Below are 22,794 nucleotides of genomic sequence, written 5' to 3'. Positions count from 1 at the left end.
TCAAGAGGACGGAGCAGCATGCGAGTTGGAGCATTCGTACTCGCCGCGCAGTTCCCCGGGCAGGGCCAGAGCGAGCCGCTGCACCGTGCGGTACGTACGGCCGAGACGGCTGAGGCGGCGGGGCTCGATTCGGTCTGGCTGGCCGAACACCACTTCGTGCCCTACGGGGTGTGCCCGTCCGCCGTGACTCTCGCCGCGCTGCTGCTGGGGCGCACCCGGCGCATCGGCGTGGGCACGGCAGTCTCCGTACTACCCAATGCGCATCCGGTCGCCCTCGGCGAGCAGTCGGCGCTGCTGCACCTCACATCCGGCGGCCGCTTCACGCTCGGCGTCGGACGGGGCGGGCCCTGGATCGACCTGGAGGTGCTGGGCGGCGGTCTCGACGCGTACGAGCACGGCTTCCCGGAGGCGCTGGACCTGCTGCTGCGCTGGCTGCGGGAGGAACGGGTCGGCGCCGACGGCGAGCGCTACCGGTTCCGCGAGGTCGACGTGGTGCCGCGCTGCGACGAGCCGTTCGCGCTCGCACACGACGTGGGCGGACAGGGTGCGGGCCACCAGGTCACGGGCGCCGGCGACCTACCCGCCCGCGACGCACCGGCCGCCGACACCACCGCGGACGCACCCGGGGAAACCGCTCCCGGCGAGGGCCACACGGGCCCGGCACCGTCCCGCCCGGCGTCCCACCCGGCGGTCGTCGTCGCCTGCACCTCGCCCACCTCGGTACGGCTCGCGGCCCGGCGCTGTCTACCGATGCTGCTGGGCATGCACTGCGGCGACGCGGAGAAGGCGGAGGTCGTCGCGCTGTGGCGGCGCGAGGCACGCGAGGCCGGGCACGACCCCGATGAGATCGCGCGGGCCGCCGCGCTGCACATCTCGGCGGGTGTGGCACAGGTCGCCGACACCACCGCCGAAGCGGCCGAGTCGCTGACGAAGGCGATGCCCGGCTGGTTCCGCACCGGACTCGGCGCGCACCGCACCGTCGACGACCGCAACCGCACCATGCGCGATCCGCTCGCCTACACCGAACTGCTCTGCGGGCTGCATCCGGTGGGCACTCCGCGGCTGTGCGCGGACCGGCTGGCCGCCACGTACGAACGCACCGGAATCGGCCGCTTCGCGCTCCTCGTGGAGGGCACCGGCGACCTGGCGGCGACCGAACGCAATGTGCAGCGACTGGGCGAGGAGGTCCTGGCTCTGCTCCCCCCGGGGCCATAAGTCCCTTGGGCCTCCCCGCCGTTCACTCACCGCGCGGCTCGCTCACCGCGCGGGGCGGAACGCGCCGCACGGGCTCACGCACCGCACGGCCCGTCACCGGCATCCACGGCACGCTGCCGCTGCCCACGGGAGCAGCGGCAACGTGGCACAGGTGCCGGCCGCCGGGTCAGCAGTCGCGAAGCGCCGGCGACTGGTTGAGCAGCTGCCCGCGGACGGAGGTGAAGCGCGCCAGCCTCTCGTCGACCGCCGGGTCCAGGGGGAAGACCGCGACACGGTGGCAGTTCTGGAAGGCGAGCCGTACTCCGAAGTGACGTTCCAGCGCGCCGCGTATCGCATTGCTCGCGAGCGCACGCAGCAGCTGACCACGGGCCTGTTCATCCGGTGGCGGCGTCTGGTTGTCGGCGAATTCGCCGCCGTCCACCTTGAGCCGTGCCACCAGGTTGCTGACCATCTCCCATGCGTACGGGAGCGACGTACGGACGCAGTCGACGAAGTCACGCTCGTCGACTTCGCCCCGTTCTGCCTGTGCCAGCAGGTCCGGTGAGACGTCGAGCGACATTGGGATCTCCTCTCGCGACCCCTGGGGATTTAGGGGTCTTCCTGATGGATTGGAAGGGACCCCGCTCGGCGCCGGGTGATTACACGACTCCGTACGGCGACACCCCCCATCGTTAACGGTAAGGGGCGGACAGTGACCGCACCATGCGAATGGGCATACATCCGGCCACACTCGAAGAGGGCGATCCAGGGGCGAATCGCATCGCCGGGGCCGGGCCGGTAGCGTGACCGCCCATGCGTCTCGTCATCGCCCGGTGCTCCGTCGACTACGCCGGCAGGCTCACCGCTCATCTCCCGCTCGCCCCACGGCTGATCCTGGTCAAGGCCGACGGTTCGGTCTCCGTACACGCGGACGACCGCGCCTACAAGCCGCTCAACTGGATGTCGCCGCCATGCACCGTGAAGGAGTCCGAGGACGGCGCGGGCTCCGTGTGGACCGTGCAGAACAAGTCGGGCGAGAAATTGATCATCACGATGGACGAGATCCTGCACGACTCCTCGCACGAACTCGGCCCGGATCCGGGGCTGATCAAGGACGGCGTCGAGGCCCATCTCCAGGAGCTCCTCGCGGACCGCATGGAGACCCTCGGCGAGGGCTGGACGCTGATCCGGCGCGAGTACCCGACCGCGATCGGGCCCGTGGACATCCTCGGCAGGGACGAGTCGGGCACGACGGTGGCCGTCGAGATCAAGCGGCGCGGCGAGATCGACGGCGTCGAGCAGCTGACCCGCTATCTCGACCTCCTCAACCGCGATCCTCATCTCGCCCCGGTCAAGGGCGTGTTCGCCGCCCAGGAGATCAAGCCGCAGGCCCGTGTGCTGGCTTCCGACCGCGGCATCGGCTGCGTCACCCTCGACTACGACTCGCTGCGCGGTATCGAGGACGACAAGCTGCGGCTCTTCTGAACGGCAGCGCGACCACGGGCCGCTCTGCGCATGCTCTGCGCATGCCCGTCCGGTTGATCCGTTCTTCTGAGAAGCGCGCGTCCGTAAGGGTCGTGTCCCCGCCGCACACCTCATGGCTCACGGAACGGCCCGCCGGGCGGGGGTAGCGTCCGGCTGTTCGCGCCGGGGGCCGCCCGGGCCCCCGGCCCGTGGGACCCGGGAGTGTGCGGTGCGGATTCTGCTCGTGGCCAGCGCGTTCAACAGCCTCACTCAGCGCGTGTACGCCGAACTCACCGATCTCGGCCACGAGTTGGACCACGTATGCGGCGGGGACGACGACGCCCTGAGGGAAGCCGTACGGCGCCACCGCCCCGAGCTCGTCGTCGCGCCGATGCTCAGGACGGCCCTCCCGGAGGACGTGTGGTCGCGGCACGTCTGCCTCGTCGTACATCCCGGACCGCCCGGCGACCGCGGCCCCTCCGCCCTGGACTGGGCGATCGACTCCGGCGCGCGCAGTTGGGCGGTGACCGTGCTCCAGGCGGACGCCGCGATGGACGCCGGTGACGTATGGGCCACCGTCCCGTTCGCGCTGCCGGAGGACGGCGCGGGCAAGAGCGACGTGTACCGGAACGAGGTGTCGGACGCCGCGTCTGCGGCGGTGAAGCTCGCCGTCGCCCGCTTCGCTTCGGGCGACTTCAAGCCGCAGCCGCAGGCGGAGGCGGCACACGAGGTGGTGTGGCGGCCGTACTTCCGGCAGGAGCTGCGCCGCATCGACTGGGCCTCGGACCCGACGGACACTGTGCTGCGCAAGCTGCGCGCGGCGGACTCCCAGCCGGGCGTGCTCGACGAACTGCTCGGCGCGGAGTGGTTCCTGCACGGCGGCCACCCCGAGCGCGAACTGCGCACGGACGGGGCGGCGCCGGGCGAGATCGTCGCGACCCGTGCCGGTGCCGTCTGCCGGGCGACCCGCGACGGCGCGGTGTGGATCCCCGAACTGCGGCCGCGGCGCACTCCGGGCGGCCCGCGCACGTTCAAGACACCGGCGGTGGACGCGCTGGGCGCACGCCTGCCGCAGTCCGTACCGGAGGTGCCCGCCCCCCTCGAAGGCGATCACGGCGGCTGGTCGGACATCCGCTACGAGGAGCGGGGCGCGACCGGCTTCCTCTGGTTCTCCTTCCCGGGCGGCGCGATGAGCACCGGCCACTGCCGGCGGCTGCTGACCGCCTACCGGCACGCGCTCACCCGCCCCACCTCGGTGCTCGTCCTCGGCAGCCGCCGCGACTTCTTCTCCAACGGCATCCACCTCGGCGTCATCGAGGCCGCCGCCGGCCCGGGCGAGGAGTCCTGGGACAACATCAACGCCATGGACGACCTGGTCGAGGCCGTGCTGCGCACGAGCGACCGGCTGGTGGTGGCGGCGCTGGGCGGCAACGCCGCCGCCGGCGGCGTGATGCTCGCGCTCGCCGCGGACGAGGTGTGGTGCAGACGCGGCGCCGTGCTCAACCCGCACTACCGCCTGATGGGCCTTTACGGGTCGGAGTTCTGGACGTACGCCCTTCCCCGCCGCGCCGGCGCGGAGACGGCGGGACGGCTGATGCGCGAGGCGCTGCCGATGAGCGCGCAGGCCGCCGCGGAGGCGGGGCTGGTGGACCGTCTGGTGGCGGCGGCGCCCGCGGACTTCGCGGACGAGACGTCACGGATGGCGGTTGAGCTGGCGCGGACGCCGGTGCTGCGCGAGCGCGTCGCAGGAAAGGCGGCAGCGCGGGCGCGCGACGAGGCGGCGAAGCCGCTGGCGGAGTACCGCGGTGCCGAACTGGCCCGCATGCACCGGCAGTTCTTCGGGCGGCACGAGCCGTATCACGCGCTGCGCGGGGCGTTCGTACGCAAGGAGCCGGTGCGCGGCACGGGCGGCGGGCGCGGTACGGGCCAGGCGGGCGGCGCGGGCGCTGCGAGCGGCGCGGCGGGCACGGCCCGTCCGTAGCGTCCACGGCGGTCGCAGCGGCCACCGCGGTCGGGCGAGCGTCCGGCCGGGCCGCCGGGCGGGCGTCGGCTCGGCCCGTGGCGACGACCGGGCGGTGGCCGCACCGGCGGTGTCGTGACCGACGACATCATCGGGTCCCTGACGATCAGCCGACGGGCCTCGGCACGCGTTGCGTGGTGCTCATCCACCACACGGGATGCGGCTTGGCCGTCAGACGGCGAAGTAGCCCGGGTCGGTGGTCGGCGCGAAGCCCATGGCGCCGAGGATCGTGCCGCTCGTGGTCCCTCCGGTGCCGGAGCTTCCGCCGCCGTCGTTGCCGCCGTTGTTGTTGCCTCCGGTGGTACCGCCGGTGTTGGTGCCGCCGGTGTTGGTCCCCCCGGTGCTGGTACCGCCGGTGGTATCGGTGCCGCCGTCGTCCGTACCACCGTCGTCCGTACCACCGTTGTCGGTACCGCCGTCGTCCGTACCACCGTTGTCGGTACCGCCGTCATCGGTACCGCCGTCATCGGTACCGCCGTCGTCCGTGCCGCCGCTGTCCCCCGGACTGCCGGTCGGGGAGCCGTCGCCCGAGCCTCCGGCGTCGCCCGGCTCGCTGCTCGACGACGGGTCGTCGGGTGCCGAACTGCTCTTGCTGGGCGACTCCTTGCTCGCGCTCTCGGACGCCTCGGGGGAGTCACTGGATTCGCTGGGGCTGCCCGACTTGCTGCTCTCCCGGCTGCTGGGGCTGCCGCTGCCGGGCTCGTCCGCGTTCAGTTCGCTGTGGTCGTCCCGCTGCGACGTCGACCCGGGCTTGCCTCGGTCCAGCGGGCCGGTGCCGTCGTCGGGCATCCGGCCCAGCCCGACGATCGTGGCGAGCACCGCGATCAGCACGGCGCCTGCGCCCGCCGCGGCCAGATTCCTGCGGGCCCCGTACGCGACCGCGTTGCGGGCGGAGTGGACGAGCACGGGCCTGGTGTCGGCGGCCTGGCCCACCGCGCCGGCCCGCGGACCGGCGATCGAGGCGGCGACCGTACGTGCCGTCTCGGGCTCCTCGTCCCGCCGCTCTCCCCGTCTGTGCCCTCTGAGAGAGGCCGCGAGCGAGCGCGTGGGTCTGTCGTCGCCGTCGTATGCGACGGGTTCCGCCCCGGCCTGACCGTGATGAGCGGCGGCAGCGGGCTTGTGCTCTCCCGGTACGGAGGGCGCACCGGGCCGCCCTCCGGCGCCCGGCACCCCGGGACCGTCCGCGGGGCCGGGCCCCACCGGAGCCGCGGGATGCTGGGCGACGAGCAGGTCCGTGGCCAGCGCGAGCGCGCGCCGCCCCGCGAAGGTGCCCTGCTGATCAGCGAGTGCGCCGCGCAGCGCGATGGACGCCTCAAGCTCGGCGACGGCCCGCGGCAACTGCCCGGCGCAGAGCGCCAGCACACCCAACTCGTGGTGGAAATACGCCTCTTGAGCCACTTCGCCCGATGTGCGCGCGGCCTCCAGACCGCCGCGCAGCACCTTGTCCCACGCGCTCCAGCGCAGCGAGGCCGCCAGCGCCGGAGCCGCCGAGCGCGCCAGCAGCACCGCCGCGCTCGCATGGCCGCCGCGGTGCGCTCCGTGCAGGGCGGCGAGCACGGTGTCCGCCTCGGCGGCGGCCATCGCGGGAGTCACCGAGGGGTGGCCGGCCCACCAGCCGTAGTGATGCGCCGCCATCAGGGCGCGGCCGCCCGTACCGTCGGCGAACCCCGCCGCGGACAGCGCGTCGGCCACTCCGGCCGCAAGCCGGTAGTGCCCGCCCGCGGCGGTGACGAGCCCGGCGCGTGCCAGCTCGCCCTCCGCCTCGTCGGCCTGCGGATCCCCGACGAGCGCGGGCAGTTGGGTGCGGTGCGGCAGTTCGCCGCCGAGGGAGAGCGCGAATCGCAGCACGTCGCGTGCGGCGGCGGACAGCCGCTCGGCGACACGTGCGCTCATGGCGCTGTTGCGGGTCCCGCTCAGCTCGCCGGTGCGGCCGCCGTAACGCAGCAGCGCGCCCGCTTGTACGAAGCGCAGCGGCAGACCGCCCGAGGACTCCTCGGAGGCGAACCACATGTCCTGCGCGGCGTCCGCCTCCTCGTCGGTCAGCGGTCTTCGTACGGCGTGCTCCAGCAGCTCCAGGCATGCGGTGCGGCTGAGCCCGGCGAGCCGGAACTCCTCCACGTGGACGTCGCCGGAGGCAGGCGCGACGTCCGGGGTGACCGCGAAGAGGAAGGCGCATTCGGGCGTGGCTTCGAGGAGTTGATCGAGTGCGTCACCGCCGAAGGAGAGGTCGTCGACGACGACCACGGCGCCCACGCCGTGCAGCGCCGCGCGTATCTCCTCGTCGTCGGGGCGGTGGAACGGTGCGTCGTGCACCGCGGCGAAGAGTTCCTGAAGGAGGTCGGAGACCGTACGGCGGTGGCCGCTCAGCCGGATCACGCCGTCCGGCGCGAGGTCCGCGACATCGGAGGCGACCGCGTCCAGGAGCGTGGTGCGTCCGGAACCGGGAAGGCCGGTCAGCCGTATGGAACGGCCGCGGGCCAGCTGCCCTGCCAGGCGCTCGCGGTCCTCGTCCCGTTCGAGCATGGGTATCGCGCGTCTGCCGGGAGCGCCGGGCGCCGGCGGCTGCCCGCCGTCAGCCTCCCCGTGCGGCCCGGCTGTGGAGTCCGGTATGGAACCGGGTCGGCCGCCGCCGGTGTCACGCGCGTACGCCGGGCCTTCGCCGCCCGGGCTCCGGCCTCCCGCACGCTCGCGCTCAGCGCGTTCGCCAAGGGTCAGCCGTCGGGGCTCGCCGGGCGCCTCGGTGGGCGGGCAGGGCTCCACCTCGCTGCCGTCGACGGGGTTCACGGTGAGCAGCTGCCTGCCGACGACCAGCCGTACGGGGCGTCCGGGGCCGGGCTCCGCCGCGTATCCGCCCATGCCGCCGCTCTCCGCGCCGCCGTGTCCGCCGCCGTGCTGAGTGTTGCCGTGCTGAACCATGGTGGAATGCCCCCAGTTGCTCCGGTACGAGCACGCCCCGCCTAGATCGGCATCTCCCGTCGCAGGTCGGCGCGAACGGCAGCACCGGGCGCTGCTTCCGGCACAGTATTACCGCGAGCGCTCAGGCTGAACCGCCGTGCACGTCAAGCTTGGTGAGAATCTGCGCCTCGGAGGCCGTCAGCCCGCCTTCGATGGCGAGGATCCGGTGCAGCCGGGTGGCCACCAACAGCCGCTGCATCTGGGGCGGAACGTCGCGCAGCACCAGTCTGCGGCCGCAGCGGCCGGCTCTGCGGTGCGCGCCCATGATGACGCCGAGACCGGTCGCGTCCCATGAGTCGAGTCCGGCGAGATCCAGCACCAGGTCGCCGTCGCCGGAGTCGACGGCGGAGTGAAGGACCGTACGGGCGTCCGCCGCGCTCCGGACGTCGAGGCGACCCCCGACGGCCAGCTCGGCGTGGTCGCCCCTGATCTGCATAACCGCTCCCCGGATGTGTCTCTGCTGCGCGTACCTTCACGTCTTGTATGTCTCACCACAACTGACTGCGATTCCCGCAGCCCGGTTGCCGTCCGTGCTCGAACCGATACGGAAATCACCCTCGCGGGCGATGCCCTCTCGAACGCGCCGCCGTAGAGCGGCAGTCGGTCCGTCGTGTGTGCGTTCCTGCGTGTGCGTGCGGTGCGTGCCCGCGTCTGTGCGTGTGCGTGCGTGTGGTCAGTGGTCGTAGTAACCCCGGCCGCTCTTACGGCCGATGTCGCCCGCGTCGACCATCCTGCGCATCGATTCGGGCGGCGCGAACTTCGGGTCGCGCGACTCGGTGTAGATGTTCTCGCTGGCGTGCAGCAGGATGTCGACGCCTGTCAGGTCTGCCGTGGCCAACGGGCCCATGGCGTGCCCGAACCCCAGCTTGCAGGCCGTGTCGATGTCTTCGGCGGTGGCCACGCCGGACTCGTGCAGCTTCGCCGCCTCGACGACGAGCGCCGAGATGAGCCGCGTGGTGACGAAACCGGCGACGTCGCGGTTGACGACCACGCAGGTCTTGCCGACGGACTCCGCGAACTCGCGTGCGGCGGCGAGGGTTTCGTCGCTCGTACGGTGACCGCGCACCAGCTCGCACAGCGTCATCATCGGCACGGGCGAGAAGAAGTGTGTGCCGACGACCCGTTCGGGACGCGACGTCGCGGCCGCGATCTTCGTGATCGGGATGGCGGAGGTGTTGGAGGCGAGGATCGCGCCGTCCTTCACCAGGGTGTCCAGCCGGCCGAAGATCTCCTGCTTGACCTCGATCTTCTCGAATACGGCCTCGACGACGACGTCCGCGTCGGCCGCCGCGTCCAGGTCCGTGGTGGTCGTGATGCGCGCGAGCGCGGCCTCCGCCTCGGCGGCTTCGAGCTTGCCCTTGCTCACGAACTTCTCGTACGACGCCTTGATGCCGTCGGTGCCGCGGGTGAGCGCCTCGCCGGTCACGTCGCGCAGGGTCACGTCCCAGCCCGCCCGGGCCGAGACCTGAGCGATCCCGGACCCCATGAGTCCGGCACCGACGACGGCGAGCTTCTTCCCCACGACAGCCACCTGGCCCTACCTGCCCTTGCCTTTGCGAGAACGCCTGTTGGGCGGACATTAGCGCTTCGTGCAGGCCTTGTGGCGGCGAAGAGACACGCGTCACGTCTCACATGGCGGACATCACACCGGAGGTGTCCAACCCGCACGGCTCGCGGGAGCAGGGGCACACAGGGGCCGTTCTTCCCCGCGCTGCGCGGCCCGCCGGAGCGGACCACCCGGACCGGGTCCGCGGCTCATTCCCCGGGCCGCCGCGCGTAGTTGAGCAGCTCGTCGGCGACCAGCGACTCGAAGACGTCGACGCGGTGCAGGGCGTCCTTTACCACCTCGTCGCGGTCGGTGCCACGGGAGACGGCGATGGTGGTGTCGCGGAACAGGGCGTTGGTGAACTGGAGCAGCTGCCCCGCCACCAGTTCGGGACGCGGATCGCCGGGGGCCGCGCCGGTCTCCTCGCGGAGGGTGGCCGCGAGCCGGTCGGCCGTGCGCTGGTGCATCACCATCATGCGGGCCATGAGGGTGGACGCCTCGTGGATGCACCGGGCGAACCGGTCGTATCCCTCGACGACTCCGCCGTGCAGGCTGCGGTCGGCGATGTCCTCGCGGAGGCGGGCCAGCAGCGCGCCGGCCGCGGACTGACCGGGCCCGCGCTCCCGGACGATGCGCGAGGGGCGCTCCGTCATCTCCCCTTCCCGGTCGAAGAAGATGTCCTCCTTGGACGGGAAGTAGTTGTAGACCGTGTTGACGGAGACGTCGGCGCTCTCGGCGATCTCGGCGACGGTCACGGCGTCGAAGCCGCGGTCGAGCATCAGGCCGGTGGCGACGTCGGAGATCCGCTGCCTGGTCTCCCGCTTCTTGCGCTCCCGACGGCCCTCCGGCGCCGCGTCCGATGCGTCCGCAGCGCCCGTGGCGTCCGCGGCGTCCGCCTCGACTCGCGCACCCCGCGCACCCCGCGCACCTGCACCTCGCGCACCCCCCGCGTTCCGCCCGCTCCGGGCACCGGTCGCCCCTCGTCCACTCGCCATGGCGCCCATCGTAGGCACATCGCTGCATACGTTGAAAACTTGGCCACAGGCCAAAGTTGGGGGCGGTTGCAATTTTTAAGCCGCTCTGTTTTTGTAATCGCCATGACTTCACCCGTACTGCTGACCTCGCGGCTGGCCCGCACCTTCGAGACGAAGCGCGGCACCGTCGAGGCCGTCCGCGGCATCGACCTCACCGTCCGGCGCGGGGAGATCCTGGGCTTCCTCGGCCCCAACGGCGCCGGCAAGACCACCACGCTCCGCATGCTCACCACGCTGCTTCCGCCGACCTCGGGCAGCGCGACCGTCGCGGGTCACGACCTCGCCCGGGACCCGGCGGGCGTACGGACGAAGATCGGGTACGTGGCGCAGTCGGGCGGTGTCGATCCGGCCGTGTCCGTACGCGAGGAGCTGACCACCCAGGCGCGGCTCTACCGCCTCACCAAGCCCCAAGCGGCCGCCAGGGTCGCGGAGTTGGCGGACGAGCTCGGTCTCGGCGACGTAATGGAGCGGCCGTGCGCCACGCTCTCCGGCGGGCAGCGGCGCCGGCTGGACATCGCGATGGCGCTCACCCACCGCCCCGGGATCCTCTTCCTCGACGAGCCGACGACCGGCCTCGACCCCGGAAGCCGCGCCGGACTGTGGGCGCTGATCCGGAGGCTGCGCGACACCTCCGGCACCACGGTCTTCCTCACGACGCACTACCTGGACGAGGCCGAGGCCCTGGCCGACCGCCTCGTCATCGTCGACCACGGCGGGATCGCGGCCGAGGGCACGGCGGAGGAGCTGAAGATCCGGTACGGGGGCGGGCCCGGCGCCACCCTCCAGGAGACCTTCATCAGCATCACGGGCCGCGGCACGGTCACCGGCGACAGCGGCACCGGCGAGCCCGTCGCGGTCTGACGGCGCGGACCTACGGCCCGCAGGAAGCACAGCCACAGCCACGACCACAGCGGAACGACCACAGCCACAGCGGAACGACCGCAACGGAAACGACCGCAACGCAAGCGAAGGAAGAACCCCCATGCTCCGCCTCTTCACGGACACCGGCGTCATCTTCGGCCGCTACGTCCGGCAGACCCTGTCCTCACGGGTCTCCCTGCTCTTCGGCCTGCTCCAGCCGCTGATGTTCCTGATCCTCTTCGGGCCGCTGCTCCAGAAGGTCCCGCTGGGTGGCGGAGGCGACTCCTGGCAGACGCTCGTACCCGGGCTGCTCGTCCAACTCGGCCTGTTCAGCTCGGCGTTCGCGGGTTTCGGCATCATCCTCGAGAAGCACCACGGGGTGATCGAGCGGATGCGGGTGACGCCGGTGAGCCGGCTCGCGCTGCTCCTGGGCCGCCTGCTGCGCGACGTGCTCCAGCTGCTGTTGCAGTCGCTCGTGCTGGTGGCCGTCGGGGTCGCCTTCGGTCTGCGCGCACCCGTCGCGGGAGTGGCGGTGGGCTTCGTCTTCGTGGGGGTGCTCGCGATGTCGCTGGCGTCGCTGTCGTACGCGCTCGCGATGCGGGTCGGATCACCGCAGGAGTTCGCCCCCGTGGTCAACGCCTTCAATCTGCCGGCGATGCTGCTCTCGGGCATCCTGCTGCCGATGGCGCTGGCGCCGGGGTGGCTGGACGCGGTGTCGCGGTGCGTGCCGTTCCGGTATCTGGTGGACGCGGTGCGGGCGGCGTTCGTCGGGGAGTACGGGGACGGAAGGCTGGCTCTGGGGGCGCTCGTCTCGGTGCTGCTGGCCGCCGTCTCCACGACGACAGGGGCACATCTCTTCCGCCGCGCCGGCGCATGAAGCACACAAACGAAACTTGTGCCTTTCGTCACGTCATCGCTGGAATTCCGCCCAAAATAACGGCCTCAGTTCCTGGGGGTTTTCCGCGAAACACAGCTCGTACTGGACAGATATGGGGTAGCGCGCGCACCCTGCTGTGGTTCCGTCGAGCCGTGTACCCGATCACGGCCGCGCAGGCGAGTAGGACACGGTAATCAGGAGGAGGCCGCTACATGGCCGTGGACAGCAGCCCCGAGGCACCACTTCACGAGGGCGGCGACGACAACAAACTCAAACGGGAATTCGGCACAATCGGGCTGCTCTTCACGGCGGTCGGCTCCATCATCGGCTCCGGCTGGCTCTTCGGAGCTCTCGACGCGTCTCAGCTCGCGGGGCCCGCATCCATCGTCTCCTGGGCCATCGGCTGCGTCATGTTCGTCATCATCGGGATGACCTACTCGGAACTCGGCACGATGTTCCCGCACTCGGGCGGTGTGGCCCGTTATCCGCACTATTCGTTCGGTTCCTTCACGAGCTTCTCCATCGGGTGGGTCACGTGGATCGCCGCCGCCGCGGTGGCACCCGTGGAAGTCCTGGCGGTCGTCCAGTATTCCACCAACTACATTCCGTGGCTTCAGGAGATCAAGGAGAAGGAAGCCGTCCTCACGCCTGCCGGCACCGCGGTCTCCGTCGTACTCATGGCGGTCTTCGTGATCGTCAACTTCTTCGGCGTGCGGTGGTTCGCCCGGATCAACAACATCCTGGTGTGGTGGAAACTCGTCGTCATCCTGGTCGTCATCGGGGTCTTCTTCGGGCTGAGCTTCAACCCGGAACACATCACGTCGCCCGAATTCGGCGGATTCGCACCGTACGGCTCACAAGGGGTGTTCTCCGCGGTCGCCACCGCGGGCATCGCCTTCTCCTTCTTCGGATTCCGTCAGGGCGTGGAACTCGCGGGCGAGACCGACAACCCGAAGCGGAATGTGCCGCTGACCCTCATCGGTTCCGTCGTCATCTGCGGCATCATCTACATCCTGCTCCAGATCGCCTTCCTCGGCGCCGTGCCGAGCAGCGCCATCAAGGCCGAGGGCTGGCAGGCAGTCGGAGCCCACTTCAGCTCCCACGGGGACGTACTGGCGACGTTCGGTCCGCTCGCGGCGATCGCGGGCATCCTCGGTGCGGTGTGGCTGGCCGGCATCCTCTACGCCGACGCCATCATCTCCCCCGGAGACACCGGCCTGATCTACGCCGGCGTCACGGCCCGCATCTCCTACGCGATGGGCCGCAACGGCAACGCGCCCGCCGGTCTCTCGAAGGTCAACGCCACCGGCGTCCCCTGGGTCAGCCTCATCCTGGCCTTCGTCGTCGGATGCTTCTTCTTCCTGCCCTTCCCCGGCTGGAGCAAGCTGGTGGAGTTCGTCACCAACTCCACGGTCCTCTCCTTCGGTTGCGGACCGCTCGTCCTGCTGGCGATGCGCAAGCAGATGCCGGACCACCCGCGCCCGTTCCATCTCGGCAACAGGTTCGGCTGGGTCATCGGATTCCTCGCCCTGTGGTCGACGAACCTGATCATCTACTGGACGGGCTGGGACACCAACTGGAAGCTCTTCGTCGCGATCATCCTGGGCTATGTGCTGATGGCCGTGTACTACGCGGTCGCCAAGCAGCAGACGCCCCCGCTCGACTTCAAGCACGGCTGGTGGATCCTGGTCTGGTACGCCGGGCTGGCCGTCATCAGCTACGTCGGCGACTACCCGGAGCAGAAGGAGAAGGCCGGAAACCTCGGCCTCCTCGACTTCAACCTCGGCGCCGTGGCCTGCCTCGTCCTCACCGCCATCGTGCTCTGGCTGGCGCTGCGCTCGGCGCTGCCCAGGGAGCGGGTGCAGGAGATCCTCAACAGGCAGGACGCATCTGAGGGTTCACCGCCGCAGGCCCACTGAGCCTCCGGCCGGACCGCGCAGAACAGGAGGGCGGGTCCACGGCGTACCGACGCCGTGAACCCGCCCTCTGCCATGAGTACGGCCCGTCCGTCGGCTCACCCAGGGCGGGCGGGGAACGTCCCGTACGCCGCCTGATGCGGACGGACCCGCCGGGCCCGTCCGGGCGTGACACCGTACGCTCGGTACATGGTCAACCTGACGCGCATCTACACACGTACCGGCGACTCCGGCAGCACCGCCCTCGGCGACATGAGCCGCACCGCCAAGACCGACACGCGCATCGCGGCCTACGCCGACGCCAACGAGGCCAACGCCGCGATCGGCGTCGCCCTCGCCCTGGGCGAACTGCCGCAGGAGATCACCACCGTGCTCGTACGCGTGCAGAACGACCTCTTCGACGTCGGGGCCGATCTGGCCACACCCGTCGTCCAGGACCCGGAGTTCCCGCCGCTGCGCGTCGAGCAGAGCTACATCGACAAGCTGGAGGCGGACTGCGACGCCTTCCTCCAGGAGCTGGACAAGCTGCGCAGCTTCATCCTCCCCGGCGGCACGGCGGGCGCGGCGCTGCTGCACCAGGCGTGCACCGTCGTACGCAGGGCCGAGCGCTCGACGTGGTTCGCGCTGGACGAGCACGGCGACACCATGAACCCGCTGACGGCGACCTATCTCAACCGCCTCTCCGACCTGCTGTTCATCCTGGCGCGCTCGGCCAACAAGGCCGTCGGCGACGTGATGTGGGTGCCGGGCGAGAACCGCTGAGCGACCACTGAGCGGACTGGTGGCCTTCGCGCCGCACGGCCTGCACAGCCCCGACAGAGCGTCAGGAGTGCCTCCGGCCGCGGCAGATCCGGGGATCCGCCGGTATCGCGACGGCGAGTGGCATGCCCTCGCGGCCGGCCTGCCGGCAACGGCCTAGTCGCAGTCGAGGAGGCCCGCCGCGGCCTTCGCCTCCACCACGCGCTTCGCGTCCGCCTCCACGCGGGCGCGGAACTCCCCGTCCGTACGGGCCCGTTGGAGCACCGCGTCGACCATCGCGGGGACCGCGTGCGCGTCGACGCTGAGCACGACCGTCCCGCCCGCCGTGAGGAAGCGCAGCGCGCGCTCCCCCACGGGCACGTCCTCGACCGCCTTGGCGGCGCCGAGGTCGTCGGAGACGATGACGCCGTCGAAGCCGAGGTCCTCGCGGAGCATGCCGGTGAGCACCGTGGAGGAGAACGCGGCCATGGCGTCCGGATCGATCCTGGTGTAGCGGGCGCTGGAGATCATCACCATCGGCGTACGGGCGGAGGCGACGGCCTTGCGGAACGGTTCGAGGTAGGCGTCGTCCCGCGTGGTGACGTCGTCCCGCACGTCCTTGGTGTCGTCGGTGTTCCCGCGCACCCGTCCGAGTCCGGGGAAGTGCTTGACGGCGGGTGTCACGCCCGCGTCGGCCATGCCCGACTGAAAGGCGGTGCCGAGGGAGGCGACCGCTCCGGGCTCGGTGCCGTAGTTGCGCTCCAGGAAGCCGACCGGCTTGTTGCCGCTGCCGAGTTCCGGGGGGGGACGGTGTCGAGCACGGGCGCCAGATCGACGTTGACGCCGGCCGCACTCAGCTGCCCGCCCCAGCGCTTCGCGCGTGAGCGCAACTCCTGCGCACCGAGCCTGCCCTGCCCGGGCGCCGTGGGCATCGCGTCGAAGCCCGGACCCTTCAAGTGCTGGACCTTGCCGCCCTCCTGGTCCGCCGAGACCCACAGCGGCACGCCGCCCGTTGTCGCCGCCTCCTGCACGCGGTCGCTCACCCGGCGCGTGGTCCCCGTGCCGGCGCCGGTGCCGCCGGTGAGCACGACACCGCCGAGGTGCAGATCGCGTACGGCGGCGATCTCGGCGTCCGCGGGTGCGTCGGCGTCAACCCCGCTGACGAACAGCTGGCCCGCCTTCTGCTCCAGGCTCATCTCCGCGGACTGCCGTACGGCACACGAAGGGGCGTCGGCCCGTGCGGTGGGGACCGCACCGTAGCGGCCCGCCGGGGAGGCGTCGGCCGTGAGCGCCAGGGGAACGACGGCGGCGAGGGCGGCGGCACCGGCCGCTGCGCGGGCGGTCGGGGTCTTCGGCATCTTCCCGGGGCCTCCAGGTCGGGGCGGCGTGCGTGGCGTTCGGGATCGCGCGGGGTCGGGTCGGGATCGGGTCTCGTCGGCGGGCGGGCGGCGCCAACCGGCGTGGCGCGCACGGGTGTCGGGCAAGCGCGCCCGGTGCGGGCACGCAGCACAGTAGGGGTCACGCGGTCCCTCGCGCACGTGTCCGCCGGGCACGCACATCGCGTGATCCGGCCGTGCCCCCGGGAGTCACCGGTGCGCCCGATGCGCCCCGATGGGCCCGCAGGACGAGTCCCATCAGGCCGGAGATGCCCGCAAAGCACCCGCCCTGCGTCCGTTTCCGTACCGTTCCCCGGATCCCTCCGTACGCTTCCGCATACATGCTCTGCCGAATGGGCAGAACGATTCCGATCCACCGCTCAAGACACTTCCATTTTTACGGGGAACGGTTCTGCACGCCTTCTTAAGGAAGCCTTAAGGTTAATTTGAGGCTCTCCTGAGGTTTCTCTGTGAATAGTGCTTCCATCGCGGATCCCACGAGCCGAAACCCCAGGTCAGACGGCGTACAAGACCTGCAATCCGCATTGCTGCGACAGATTCTGCAAACCATCGGACCCGCGGACGGACTTACCTAATCCGGACGTACGGCATTTCTTTTCCACGCCGGTCGCGCCCGCGCCGGTGAGAGCTACGCCACATTCACCGCGGGCGACCTCGTGGTCTTCCCGCGTAGCGGCCGTGCAACGGCAATGAGTTTCCGATTTCTCTTTCAATTCTGCTTTCTGTGAGTACCATCACTCCTACAAGGCCTGTACCAAAAATGCTGGTCAGGCACGAGGGGTTGGAGTCCCGTATGGCCACCGACACAAGAAGGCGTACTCGCATCACCGTTGCCGCAGTGGCACTGCTCGCCGGCGTCATCGCCGTACCGGTCGCGAACGGCGCGGTCTCAGGGCAGGGGAGCGGCAGCGCCGCCAAGGGGCAGGGGAACCACTGCCGGCTCGACGCGAAGAGCGGCAAGACGCAGTGCTTCAAGAGCCTCGACTCGGCGACGGGCATCCAGGGCAGCGAGCGCCTCCTCGACGCTTCCACCGGCAAGGCCAAGGCCCTCGGCGAGACCCGCGCCGGGGACAAGCCGGTCGCCTCGTCCGGTGTGTCGACGAAGGACGAGAGCAACATCATCGGCGCGACGGTCTTCGAGGACACCAAGTACGGCGGCGCCTCGCTGACCATCACCAACACCGCGCTGTGCGACGGCGACGCCGACGACGTCGACTTCAAGATCGACCTGGGCGACGACTGGAAGAAGAAGATCTCCTCCATCCAGCCGTGGGGCAACTGCACGCTCAACCTGTACTCGGAGCCGGGACAGGGCGGCGACCGTGACGGCCCCTTCGACGAGCTGACTCCCAACATCGGCAACGTGATGGACGACCGCACGCAGTCCATCACCTTCAGCTGAGGCGGCAGCACCCGTTGCGTTCCATGCACCCGGTGCACCAGGCGCGCTCCGCGCGCACAGCCCGTCCAGAGGCGAACCCGGCAAGAGCCGACTTACCCCCACCCTCGTCGGAGGCATCATGACCCGCCGCAAGAAGCTGTCCATGCTGGTGATAGCCATCACCACCGCGGGCACGACGGCGCTCTTCCCCACGGCCGCCCAGGCCGACGATGAGCAGCCCACCACCAGAGAACTGCTCGAGAAGTGCAACGACGGCACCGACCTGTGCGTCTTCCACCCCTCCGGCCAGCCCGTGGACTCCATGGGGGACGCACACCAGGTCGGCGACAGCGCCTTCAACTGCACCAAGGACCTTCAGCGTTCGACCGTCGGATGGTCCGACACCACCGGTGAGACCAACACCGTCGGCGTCTCCATGAGCGCCGAGTACGGCTTCACCGAGCTGTTCAAGGTGACCATCACCGCGAGCTACGAGCACTCCTGGCAGAGCTCGCACACCGAGGAGCAGCAGACCAACGTCGAGGTCAAGCCCGGCGAGGTCGGCTGGATCACCCGCGAAGCGGCGATGGAAGAGGTCAACGGCACCTACGAGATGCACTTCGAGGACGAGTTCTACGGCCACCGCATCTGGTACGTCCCCTTCACCGCCAAGGGCCCCAAGGCAGACGCCCCCAGCACCAAGACCCAGCACACGCGGAAGATGACGAAGAAGGAGAAGCAGGAGCACTGCGGCTGATCCCGACCCGTCCTCCTCGAAGGCAGCCGTCCTCCGCGCACCAGGTCCTTCGATGAGCCCCCAGCGACAACCGCCTTACCCCCACCCTCATCGGAGGCACGATGAACCGCCGCAAGAAGCTGTCGATGCTGGTGGTCGCCATCACGACCGCAGGCGCCACAGCCATGACGCCGTTGGCCGCGCAGGCCGACGACGCGGAGCAGCCCACGACCAGAGAACTCCTCGACCAGTGCGACAACGGCACCGACAAGTGCGTCTTCCACCCCTCCGGCCAGCCCGTGGACTCCATGGGAGACGCACACCAGGTCGGCGACAGCGCCTTCAACTGCACCAAGGACCTTCAGCGTTCGACCGTCGGATGGTCCGACACCACCGGTGAGACCAACACCGTCGGCGTCTCCATGAAGGCCCAGTACGGCTTCACCAAGCTCTTCAGCGTGACCATCGAGGCGAGCTACTCGCACGCCTGGGAGAGCTCGCACACCGAGCAGCAGCAGACCAACGTCGAGGTCAAGCCGAACGAGGTCGGCTGGATCACCCGCGAAGCAGCCATGCAGGAGGTGAACGGCACCTACGAGATGCACTTCGAGGACGAGTTCTACGGCCACCGCATCTGGTACGTCCCCTTCACCGCCAAGGGCCCCAAGGCAGACGCCCCCAGCACCAAGACCCAGCACACGCGGAAGATGACGAAGAAGGAGAAGCAGGAGCACTGCGGCTGACCCCTCCGCTACGGGCTCCGCTTCTCCCCACTGGCCCACCCCCCACACTGATCGGCCCGGCCACGCGTTCCCCTGCACGCGAGGCCGGGCCGTTCCATGTGCGCCCGGGCGCTCACCGGGAAGCCGCTCTATGGTGAAAAGAGCGTTCTGCCCGTATTCGCACCGGCAGGGAGCGGCATGAGCGACACGGATCACGGAGCTGAGCAGGGGAATCCGGAGGAGTACGGCCCGGACTACGACGACGAGTACGAGGAGCCGTACGAGCCGTACGACGCGTACGACGACGGGGGCGGCGAGGGGGACGGCGGCCGGGAAAGCGAGGCCGGTCTCCCCGCCACGGCAGGCCACGAGGACCCGGACGTCCTCCTCGACGTACCGCAACTGCACGTCGAGGAGATCGATCTCGAGGTCGAGGACCTGCGGGCACGGGTCTCGCTTCAGGCCGAGGTCCTGGACATGCTCAAGCTCAACGTCGGCGCGGACGTCGCCCTCGGCAAGGTCCAGCTGGACATCAAGGGTGTGGACGCCCAGGCGCTGCTCAAGGTCCGCCTGGACAACGTCGCCCAGATCATCGGGCGCGTGCTGACCACCATCGACCGCAACCCGCAGATCCTGGAGCAGATCACCGCCGGACTCGGCTCCGCGACGCGCGAGCTGGGCAGCGGGGCGGGCGAGGCGGTCGAGGAGGTCGGCGAGGGCGCGGGCGGCGCGGTGCAGGACGTCGGCAAGGGCGCGAGCAAGGCGGTCGAGGACGTGGGCGAAGGCGCCGGAGAGACCGCGAAGGAAGTCGGCCGGGGCGCGGGCAGAGCCGTCGAAGATGTGGGCGGCGGCGCGGGCGAGGCCGTCGGAGACGTGGGCGAAGGCGCCGGCGGCGCTGTCGGAGACATCGGCAGGGGTGCGGGCGAGGCCGTCGAGGACGTGGGCGGCGGCGCCGCGGAGACCGCCGGAGAGGTCGGCCGGAGCGCGGGCAGGACGATCGACGAGTCCGGCCGTACGGTCCGTAAGGCGGCCAAGACCGCCAGGTCCGCCACCCGTACGGCAAGGCGGGCAGGCGAGGATGCGGCCGGAAACGGAAACGGGCACCGCTCGGAGCGTTCCGCGCGCTCCGCCCGTTCCGCCCGCTCCGGCGAGCGGCCCGCGCGCCGCGCCCCGCGCAAGCGCGGACGCGAGGAACCGCCCTGAAAGCGCGACGGCCGCCGCGACAGCAGCACAAACGGCACCCCGGGCCCCGGTCCGGGTCCCGGTCCCGGCTCCCGCACCGCTGACCCGGGCTCCCCCGCCCGGCCCGACATCGAGCTGACTGCATCGGTCGCGGCCGATCGCCTCCGCTTCGGCAGCGAGCCGGAGACCGAGGTCCGCTTCCACGGCTCTCCCGGGCGCGACACCGCCTCGGGCGACGACCGTACGAACCTTCCCGAGCACGTCGAGGCCGCCACCGACTACCACGACGTACGAGTGAACTACCTGCTGGCCACCGCCCTGCGCCGCGGCGACGCCCGCCGCCTCCGCGAATCCCGCGATCCCGCGAACCCCCGCGAGGACCGCGAGAACCACGAGAACCACCACCGGGACAGGAGCCGGGCCCACCCCCACCACCGGGACCGGAGCCGGGACCGTGAGAACCGGCGCTAGCCGGACGGCAGCGCGATGCGGCGGGCGACGCGCGAGGCGGCGTCCGGGACGGCGCCCGTCAGCGGCGCTCGCTCACCGAGGGCGACGCGACCCGGCCGTCGGTCCCCGCCGCACGACGACGGGGCCGCTTCTTCGGCCAGATCGTGTAACTCAGCGCCACGATCAGGCTGATGCCCGCCACCAGGCCCATCCGCATCTGCCACATCCGAAGCGACTCGCTCTGCGCCGCGTCGCCCACGTACCAGCTCGCGAGCTGGAGCAACGCCGCCGCGATCGCCGCACCGCCGATGGCACGCGCGCTCATCTTCCACTCGTGCACGGCCCGGGCCGTTCCGTGACGCGGCGGCTTCACGGGCGCCGGACCACCGCCGAAGCGGTGCAGGAAGTGGCCGTCCGCCCACTTGACCATGTAGTGGCCGTGGGTCGCGGTGAAGCCGATGTAGACGGCGGCCAGCCCGTGCTTCCAGTCGGGCTCCGCGCCTCCTCGCAGGTCGACCGCCGTGACGACCAGCAGCACCAGCTCCAGCAGCGGCTCGCACAGCAGCACCGCGGCACCCGTACGCGGCATCCGGGCCAGGTAGCGCAGCGCCAGTCCGGCCGCCAGCAGCACCCAGAAGGCGACCTCGCAGATGACGATCAGCGTGACGATCACGCCGGCCTCCCCGTTCCTCGTCCGTCCATCTGCCACGACGGTCCCATCAGGGCGAGCCCCCGCACGTCCTCACCAGCGACGATCCCTGCGAGCGTGCCTGCATCCTTCGATGTAGTACGGGCCTTGCGCGCTGGTCCCCGGGGCCGACGCCCCCGGCCGCCCGGCGTGCTGAGATGGACACATGCCTCGCCCACTGCCCCTGACCCCGTTGCCGTCCCGGCGGCTGCGCCCGCACCGCGACGGAGTGCTCATCGCGCTCGCCGGGCTCGCTGGCGGCCTGGTGCTCTGGTGGTTCGGGCTCTTCAACAACCCGCGCGTGGGCGGGAGTTACGGCGCCTGGCTGCTGATCCCCCTCGCCGTCATGTGCCTCACCGCGCTCGGGCGCAGGTCAGCGCAGCCCTGGGTGCTCCCGGTGGCACTGGCCGCACTCGCCGCCGATGTCGCCATGGGCTCGCTGCTGGCTACCATCGTCGTCTTCACCGACATCGTCTACGCGGCCGTGATGTACGGGCCGCCGCGCGTCTCCCGCTCGATCCTGCCCGTGAGCGTCGCGGTGTCCGTCGCGGTCACGCTGGGCATGATGGCGGCCTTCCGCAAGCCCGAGATGCTGCTGCTGGGGGCGTTCTGCGCGGGCGTCACGGTCGCGCCCGCCTGGACGGGGGTGGTGATCCGCGACCACCGCAACTCCGCCGCGGCCGAGCGGCTGCGCGCCGAACAGACCGCGCTGCTCGCGGAGATGGACCGCGTCCAGGCCGTGACGTCCGAACGGGCCCGCATGGCGAGGGAGTTGCACGATCTCGTCGCCAACCACCTCTCCGCGATCGCCATCCACTCCACGGCCGCGCTGTCCCTCGACCCTCCGGACGACGACGCCGTACGCGACTCCCTCGGGGTGATACGGGAGAACAGCGTGCAGGGCCTGGCGGAGATGCGGCGCCTCATCGGGCTGCTGCGCGACGCCTCGGCCGACGGTACGGGCGACACCGCCACAGGCGCCGAGGCGGACGGCACCGGCGGCGTCACGGGCGGCACCCCGGCAGACGGCACGGGCGCCCGTGCGGCCTCCGGCGCCGCGCTCTCCGCCGCCACCCCCACGCTCGCCGGGCTAGACGCCCTGCTGGAACGGGCGCGCTCCGGCGTCGGCAACCCCGGGCTCACGTTCTCCCTGTGCGACGAGCGCGGGCCCGCCGGCGCCTCGCTGCCCGCTCCGGTCGAACTGGCCGCGTACCGCGTCGTACAGGAGTCCCTCACGAACGCGCTCAAGCACTCCGCTCCCGGCCACGTCACCGTGGAGGTCGCCCGCGCCCGTAACCCCGGACCGCTCACCGTCCGCGTGACCAGCCCGCTCGGCGGACTGCCCGCCAGCCCAGGCCCGCGGGCGCCCGGCTCCGGCGCGGGACTGATCGGCATGCGAGAGCGCGTGGAACTGCTCGGCGGCGCACTGCGCGTGGGCCCCGCCGACGCCGCCCACGAAGGCGCGGAGGTGTGGGAGGTACGGGCCGAACTGCCCGTCGAGGAAGGGAGCCTGCTGTGACGGGCGCCGGGAGCGGCACGGGGCGGCACGGCACCGGAGGACGGCACGGCACCGGCGACGGCACAGGTGCGGCGGCGGACGCGCACGCCGGCACACACCCGGGGTCCCGTCCTG

Annotated in this window: 21 protein-coding genes; 13 read left to right on the top strand and 8 right to left on the bottom strand. The window is 71.1% G+C overall.

Annotation, left to right across the window (positions count from 1 at the left end; genetic code table 11):
• Window positions 1–18: 18 nt before the first annotated feature.
• Window positions 19–1,215 (top strand): LLM class flavin-dependent oxidoreductase, encoded by a 1,197-nt coding sequence (locus HCC61_RS19590; protein WP_240969130.1) that lies wholly within the window; start codon window positions 19–21, stop codon window positions 1,213–1,215.
• Window positions 1,216–1,381: 166 nt separating this feature from the next.
• On the opposite strand, the gene HCC61_RS19585 is transcribed toward HCC61_RS19590, so the two are convergent.
• Window positions 1,382–1,774, bottom strand: a complete 393-nt coding sequence (locus tag HCC61_RS19585; RefSeq protein WP_169137116.1) for an SCO5389 family protein — start codon at window positions 1,772–1,774, stop codon at window positions 1,382–1,384.
• 233 nt (window positions 1,775–2,007) lie between these two features.
• Between HCC61_RS19585 and nucS the strand changes: the two genes are divergently transcribed.
• Window positions 2,008–2,679 (top strand): endonuclease NucS, encoded by a 672-nt coding sequence (nucS, locus tag HCC61_RS19580; RefSeq protein WP_169137114.1) that lies wholly within the window; start codon window positions 2,008–2,010, stop codon window positions 2,677–2,679.
• Window positions 2,680–2,887: 208 nt separating this feature from the next.
• Window positions 2,888–4,639 (top strand): hydrogenase maturation protein, encoded by a 1,752-nt coding sequence (locus HCC61_RS19575; protein ID WP_169137112.1) that lies wholly within the window; start codon window positions 2,888–2,890, stop codon window positions 4,637–4,639.
• A gap of 210 nt (window positions 4,640–4,849) precedes the next feature.
• Here HCC61_RS19575 and HCC61_RS19570 read toward each other — a convergent pair whose 3' ends face one another.
• The 4 genes from HCC61_RS19570 to HCC61_RS19555 form a co-directional block, all read right to left on the bottom strand.
• Entirely contained in the window at window positions 4,850–7,594 is a 2,745-nt protein-coding gene (locus tag HCC61_RS19570; RefSeq protein WP_169137053.1) for an ATP-binding protein, read from the bottom strand.
• A 121-nt stretch (window positions 7,595–7,715) separates the two neighbouring features.
• Window positions 7,716–8,069, bottom strand: a complete 354-nt coding sequence (locus HCC61_RS19565; protein ID WP_169137110.1) for an STAS domain-containing protein — start codon at window positions 8,067–8,069, stop codon at window positions 7,716–7,718.
• Between the two features lie 237 nt (window positions 8,070–8,306).
• Complete coding sequence (locus HCC61_RS19560; protein WP_169137512.1) at window positions 8,307–9,155, bottom strand: 3-hydroxyacyl-CoA dehydrogenase family protein; 849 nt, start codon at window positions 9,153–9,155, stop codon at window positions 8,307–8,309.
• Window positions 9,156–9,388: 233 nt separating this feature from the next.
• Complete coding sequence (locus HCC61_RS19555; RefSeq protein ID WP_169137108.1) at window positions 9,389–10,174, bottom strand: TetR/AcrR family transcriptional regulator; 786 nt, start codon at window positions 10,172–10,174, stop codon at window positions 9,389–9,391.
• Window positions 10,175–10,276: 102 nt separating this feature from the next.
• Here HCC61_RS19555 and HCC61_RS19550 point away from each other — a divergent pair, with 102 nt between their 5' ends.
• From HCC61_RS19550 to HCC61_RS19535, 4 genes are all read left to right on the top strand, one after another.
• Window positions 10,277–11,074, top strand: coding sequence for an ATP-binding cassette domain-containing protein (locus tag HCC61_RS19550; RefSeq protein WP_169137106.1), 798 nt, complete (start codon window positions 10,277–10,279; stop codon window positions 11,072–11,074).
• Window positions 11,075–11,195: 121 nt separating this feature from the next.
• The gene (locus tag HCC61_RS19545) at window positions 11,196–11,951 is read left to right on the top strand and encodes an ABC transporter permease (RefSeq protein ID WP_169137104.1); all 756 of its coding nucleotides are present in this window, start codon (window positions 11,196–11,198) and stop codon (window positions 11,949–11,951) included.
• 212 nt (window positions 11,952–12,163) lie between these two features.
• On the top strand, window positions 12,164–13,870 hold the full coding sequence (locus HCC61_RS19540) for an APC family permease (protein ID WP_169137102.1): 1,707 nt from the start codon (window positions 12,164–12,166) through the stop codon (window positions 13,868–13,870).
• Between the two features lie 186 nt (window positions 13,871–14,056).
• Window positions 14,057–14,629 (top strand): cob(I)yrinic acid a,c-diamide adenosyltransferase, encoded by a 573-nt coding sequence (locus HCC61_RS19535; RefSeq protein WP_169137100.1) that lies wholly within the window; start codon window positions 14,057–14,059, stop codon window positions 14,627–14,629.
• Between the two features lie 153 nt (window positions 14,630–14,782).
• Here HCC61_RS19535 and HCC61_RS31270 read toward each other — a convergent pair whose 3' ends face one another.
• Together HCC61_RS31270 and HCC61_RS31265 are read right to left on the bottom strand one after the other, a co-directional pair.
• On the bottom strand, window positions 14,783–15,370 hold the full coding sequence (locus HCC61_RS31270; RefSeq protein ID WP_277349075.1) for a glycoside hydrolase family 3 N-terminal domain-containing protein: 588 nt from the start codon (window positions 15,368–15,370) through the stop codon (window positions 14,783–14,785).
• Window positions 15,286–15,963 carry a glycoside hydrolase family 3 N-terminal domain-containing protein gene (locus HCC61_RS31265; protein WP_169137098.1) on the bottom strand — a complete coding sequence of 226 codons (678 nt, stop codon included), beginning with the start codon at window positions 15,961–15,963 and terminating at the stop codon, window positions 15,286–15,288. The genes HCC61_RS31270 and HCC61_RS31265 overlap by 85 nt, the downstream gene beginning before the upstream one ends.
• An 877-nt stretch (window positions 15,964–16,840) precedes the next feature.
• Between HCC61_RS31265 and HCC61_RS19520 the strand changes: the two genes are divergently transcribed.
• The 5 genes from HCC61_RS19520 to HCC61_RS30250 all read left to right on the top strand — a co-directional run bounded on the left by HCC61_RS19520 (window position 16,841) and on the right by HCC61_RS30250 (window position 20,494).
• Window positions 16,841–17,404, top strand: a complete 564-nt coding sequence (locus tag HCC61_RS19520; RefSeq protein ID WP_169137096.1) for a hypothetical protein — start codon at window positions 16,841–16,843, stop codon at window positions 17,402–17,404.
• 118 nt (window positions 17,405–17,522) lie between these two features.
• Entirely contained in the window at window positions 17,523–18,140 is a 618-nt protein-coding gene (locus HCC61_RS19515) for a hypothetical protein (protein WP_169137094.1), read from the top strand.
• Window positions 18,141–18,241: 101 nt separating this feature from the next.
• Window positions 18,242–18,862 carry a DUF4148 domain-containing protein gene (locus HCC61_RS19510; RefSeq protein ID WP_169137092.1) on the top strand — a complete coding sequence of 207 codons (621 nt, stop codon included), beginning with the start codon at window positions 18,242–18,244 and terminating at the stop codon, window positions 18,860–18,862.
• Window positions 18,863–19,039: 177 nt separating this feature from the next.
• Window positions 19,040–20,044 (top strand): hypothetical protein, encoded by a 1,005-nt coding sequence (locus HCC61_RS19505; RefSeq protein WP_206322736.1) that lies wholly within the window; start codon window positions 19,040–19,042, stop codon window positions 20,042–20,044.
• 273 nt (window positions 20,045–20,317) lie between these two features.
• Window positions 20,318–20,494, top strand: coding sequence for a hypothetical protein (locus HCC61_RS30250; RefSeq protein ID WP_206322735.1), 177 nt, complete (start codon window positions 20,318–20,320; stop codon window positions 20,492–20,494).
• A gap of 58 nt (window positions 20,495–20,552) precedes the next feature.
• Here HCC61_RS30250 and HCC61_RS19495 read toward each other — a convergent pair whose 3' ends face one another.
• Entirely contained in the window at window positions 20,553–21,146 is a 594-nt protein-coding gene (locus tag HCC61_RS19495) for a hypothetical protein (RefSeq protein ID WP_169137090.1), read from the bottom strand.
• 181 nt (window positions 21,147–21,327) lie between these two features.
• On the opposite strand from HCC61_RS19495, the gene HCC61_RS19490 reads away from it, so the two are divergent.
• Window positions 21,328–22,680: a histidine kinase gene (locus HCC61_RS19490; RefSeq protein WP_206322734.1), complete on the top strand. Its 1,353-nt coding sequence runs from the start codon at window positions 21,328–21,330 to the stop codon at window positions 22,678–22,680.
• Window positions 22,681–22,794: the final 114 nt, after the last annotated feature.

The sequence above is a fragment of the Streptomyces sp. HNM0575 genome, assembly GCF_012726265.1.
GTDB lineage: Bacteria > Actinomycetota > Actinomycetes > Streptomycetales > Streptomycetaceae > Streptomyces.
The sequence above is the reverse complement of the archived record's forward strand: the minus strand, read 5'-3'. Positions and strand labels throughout refer to the sequence as shown.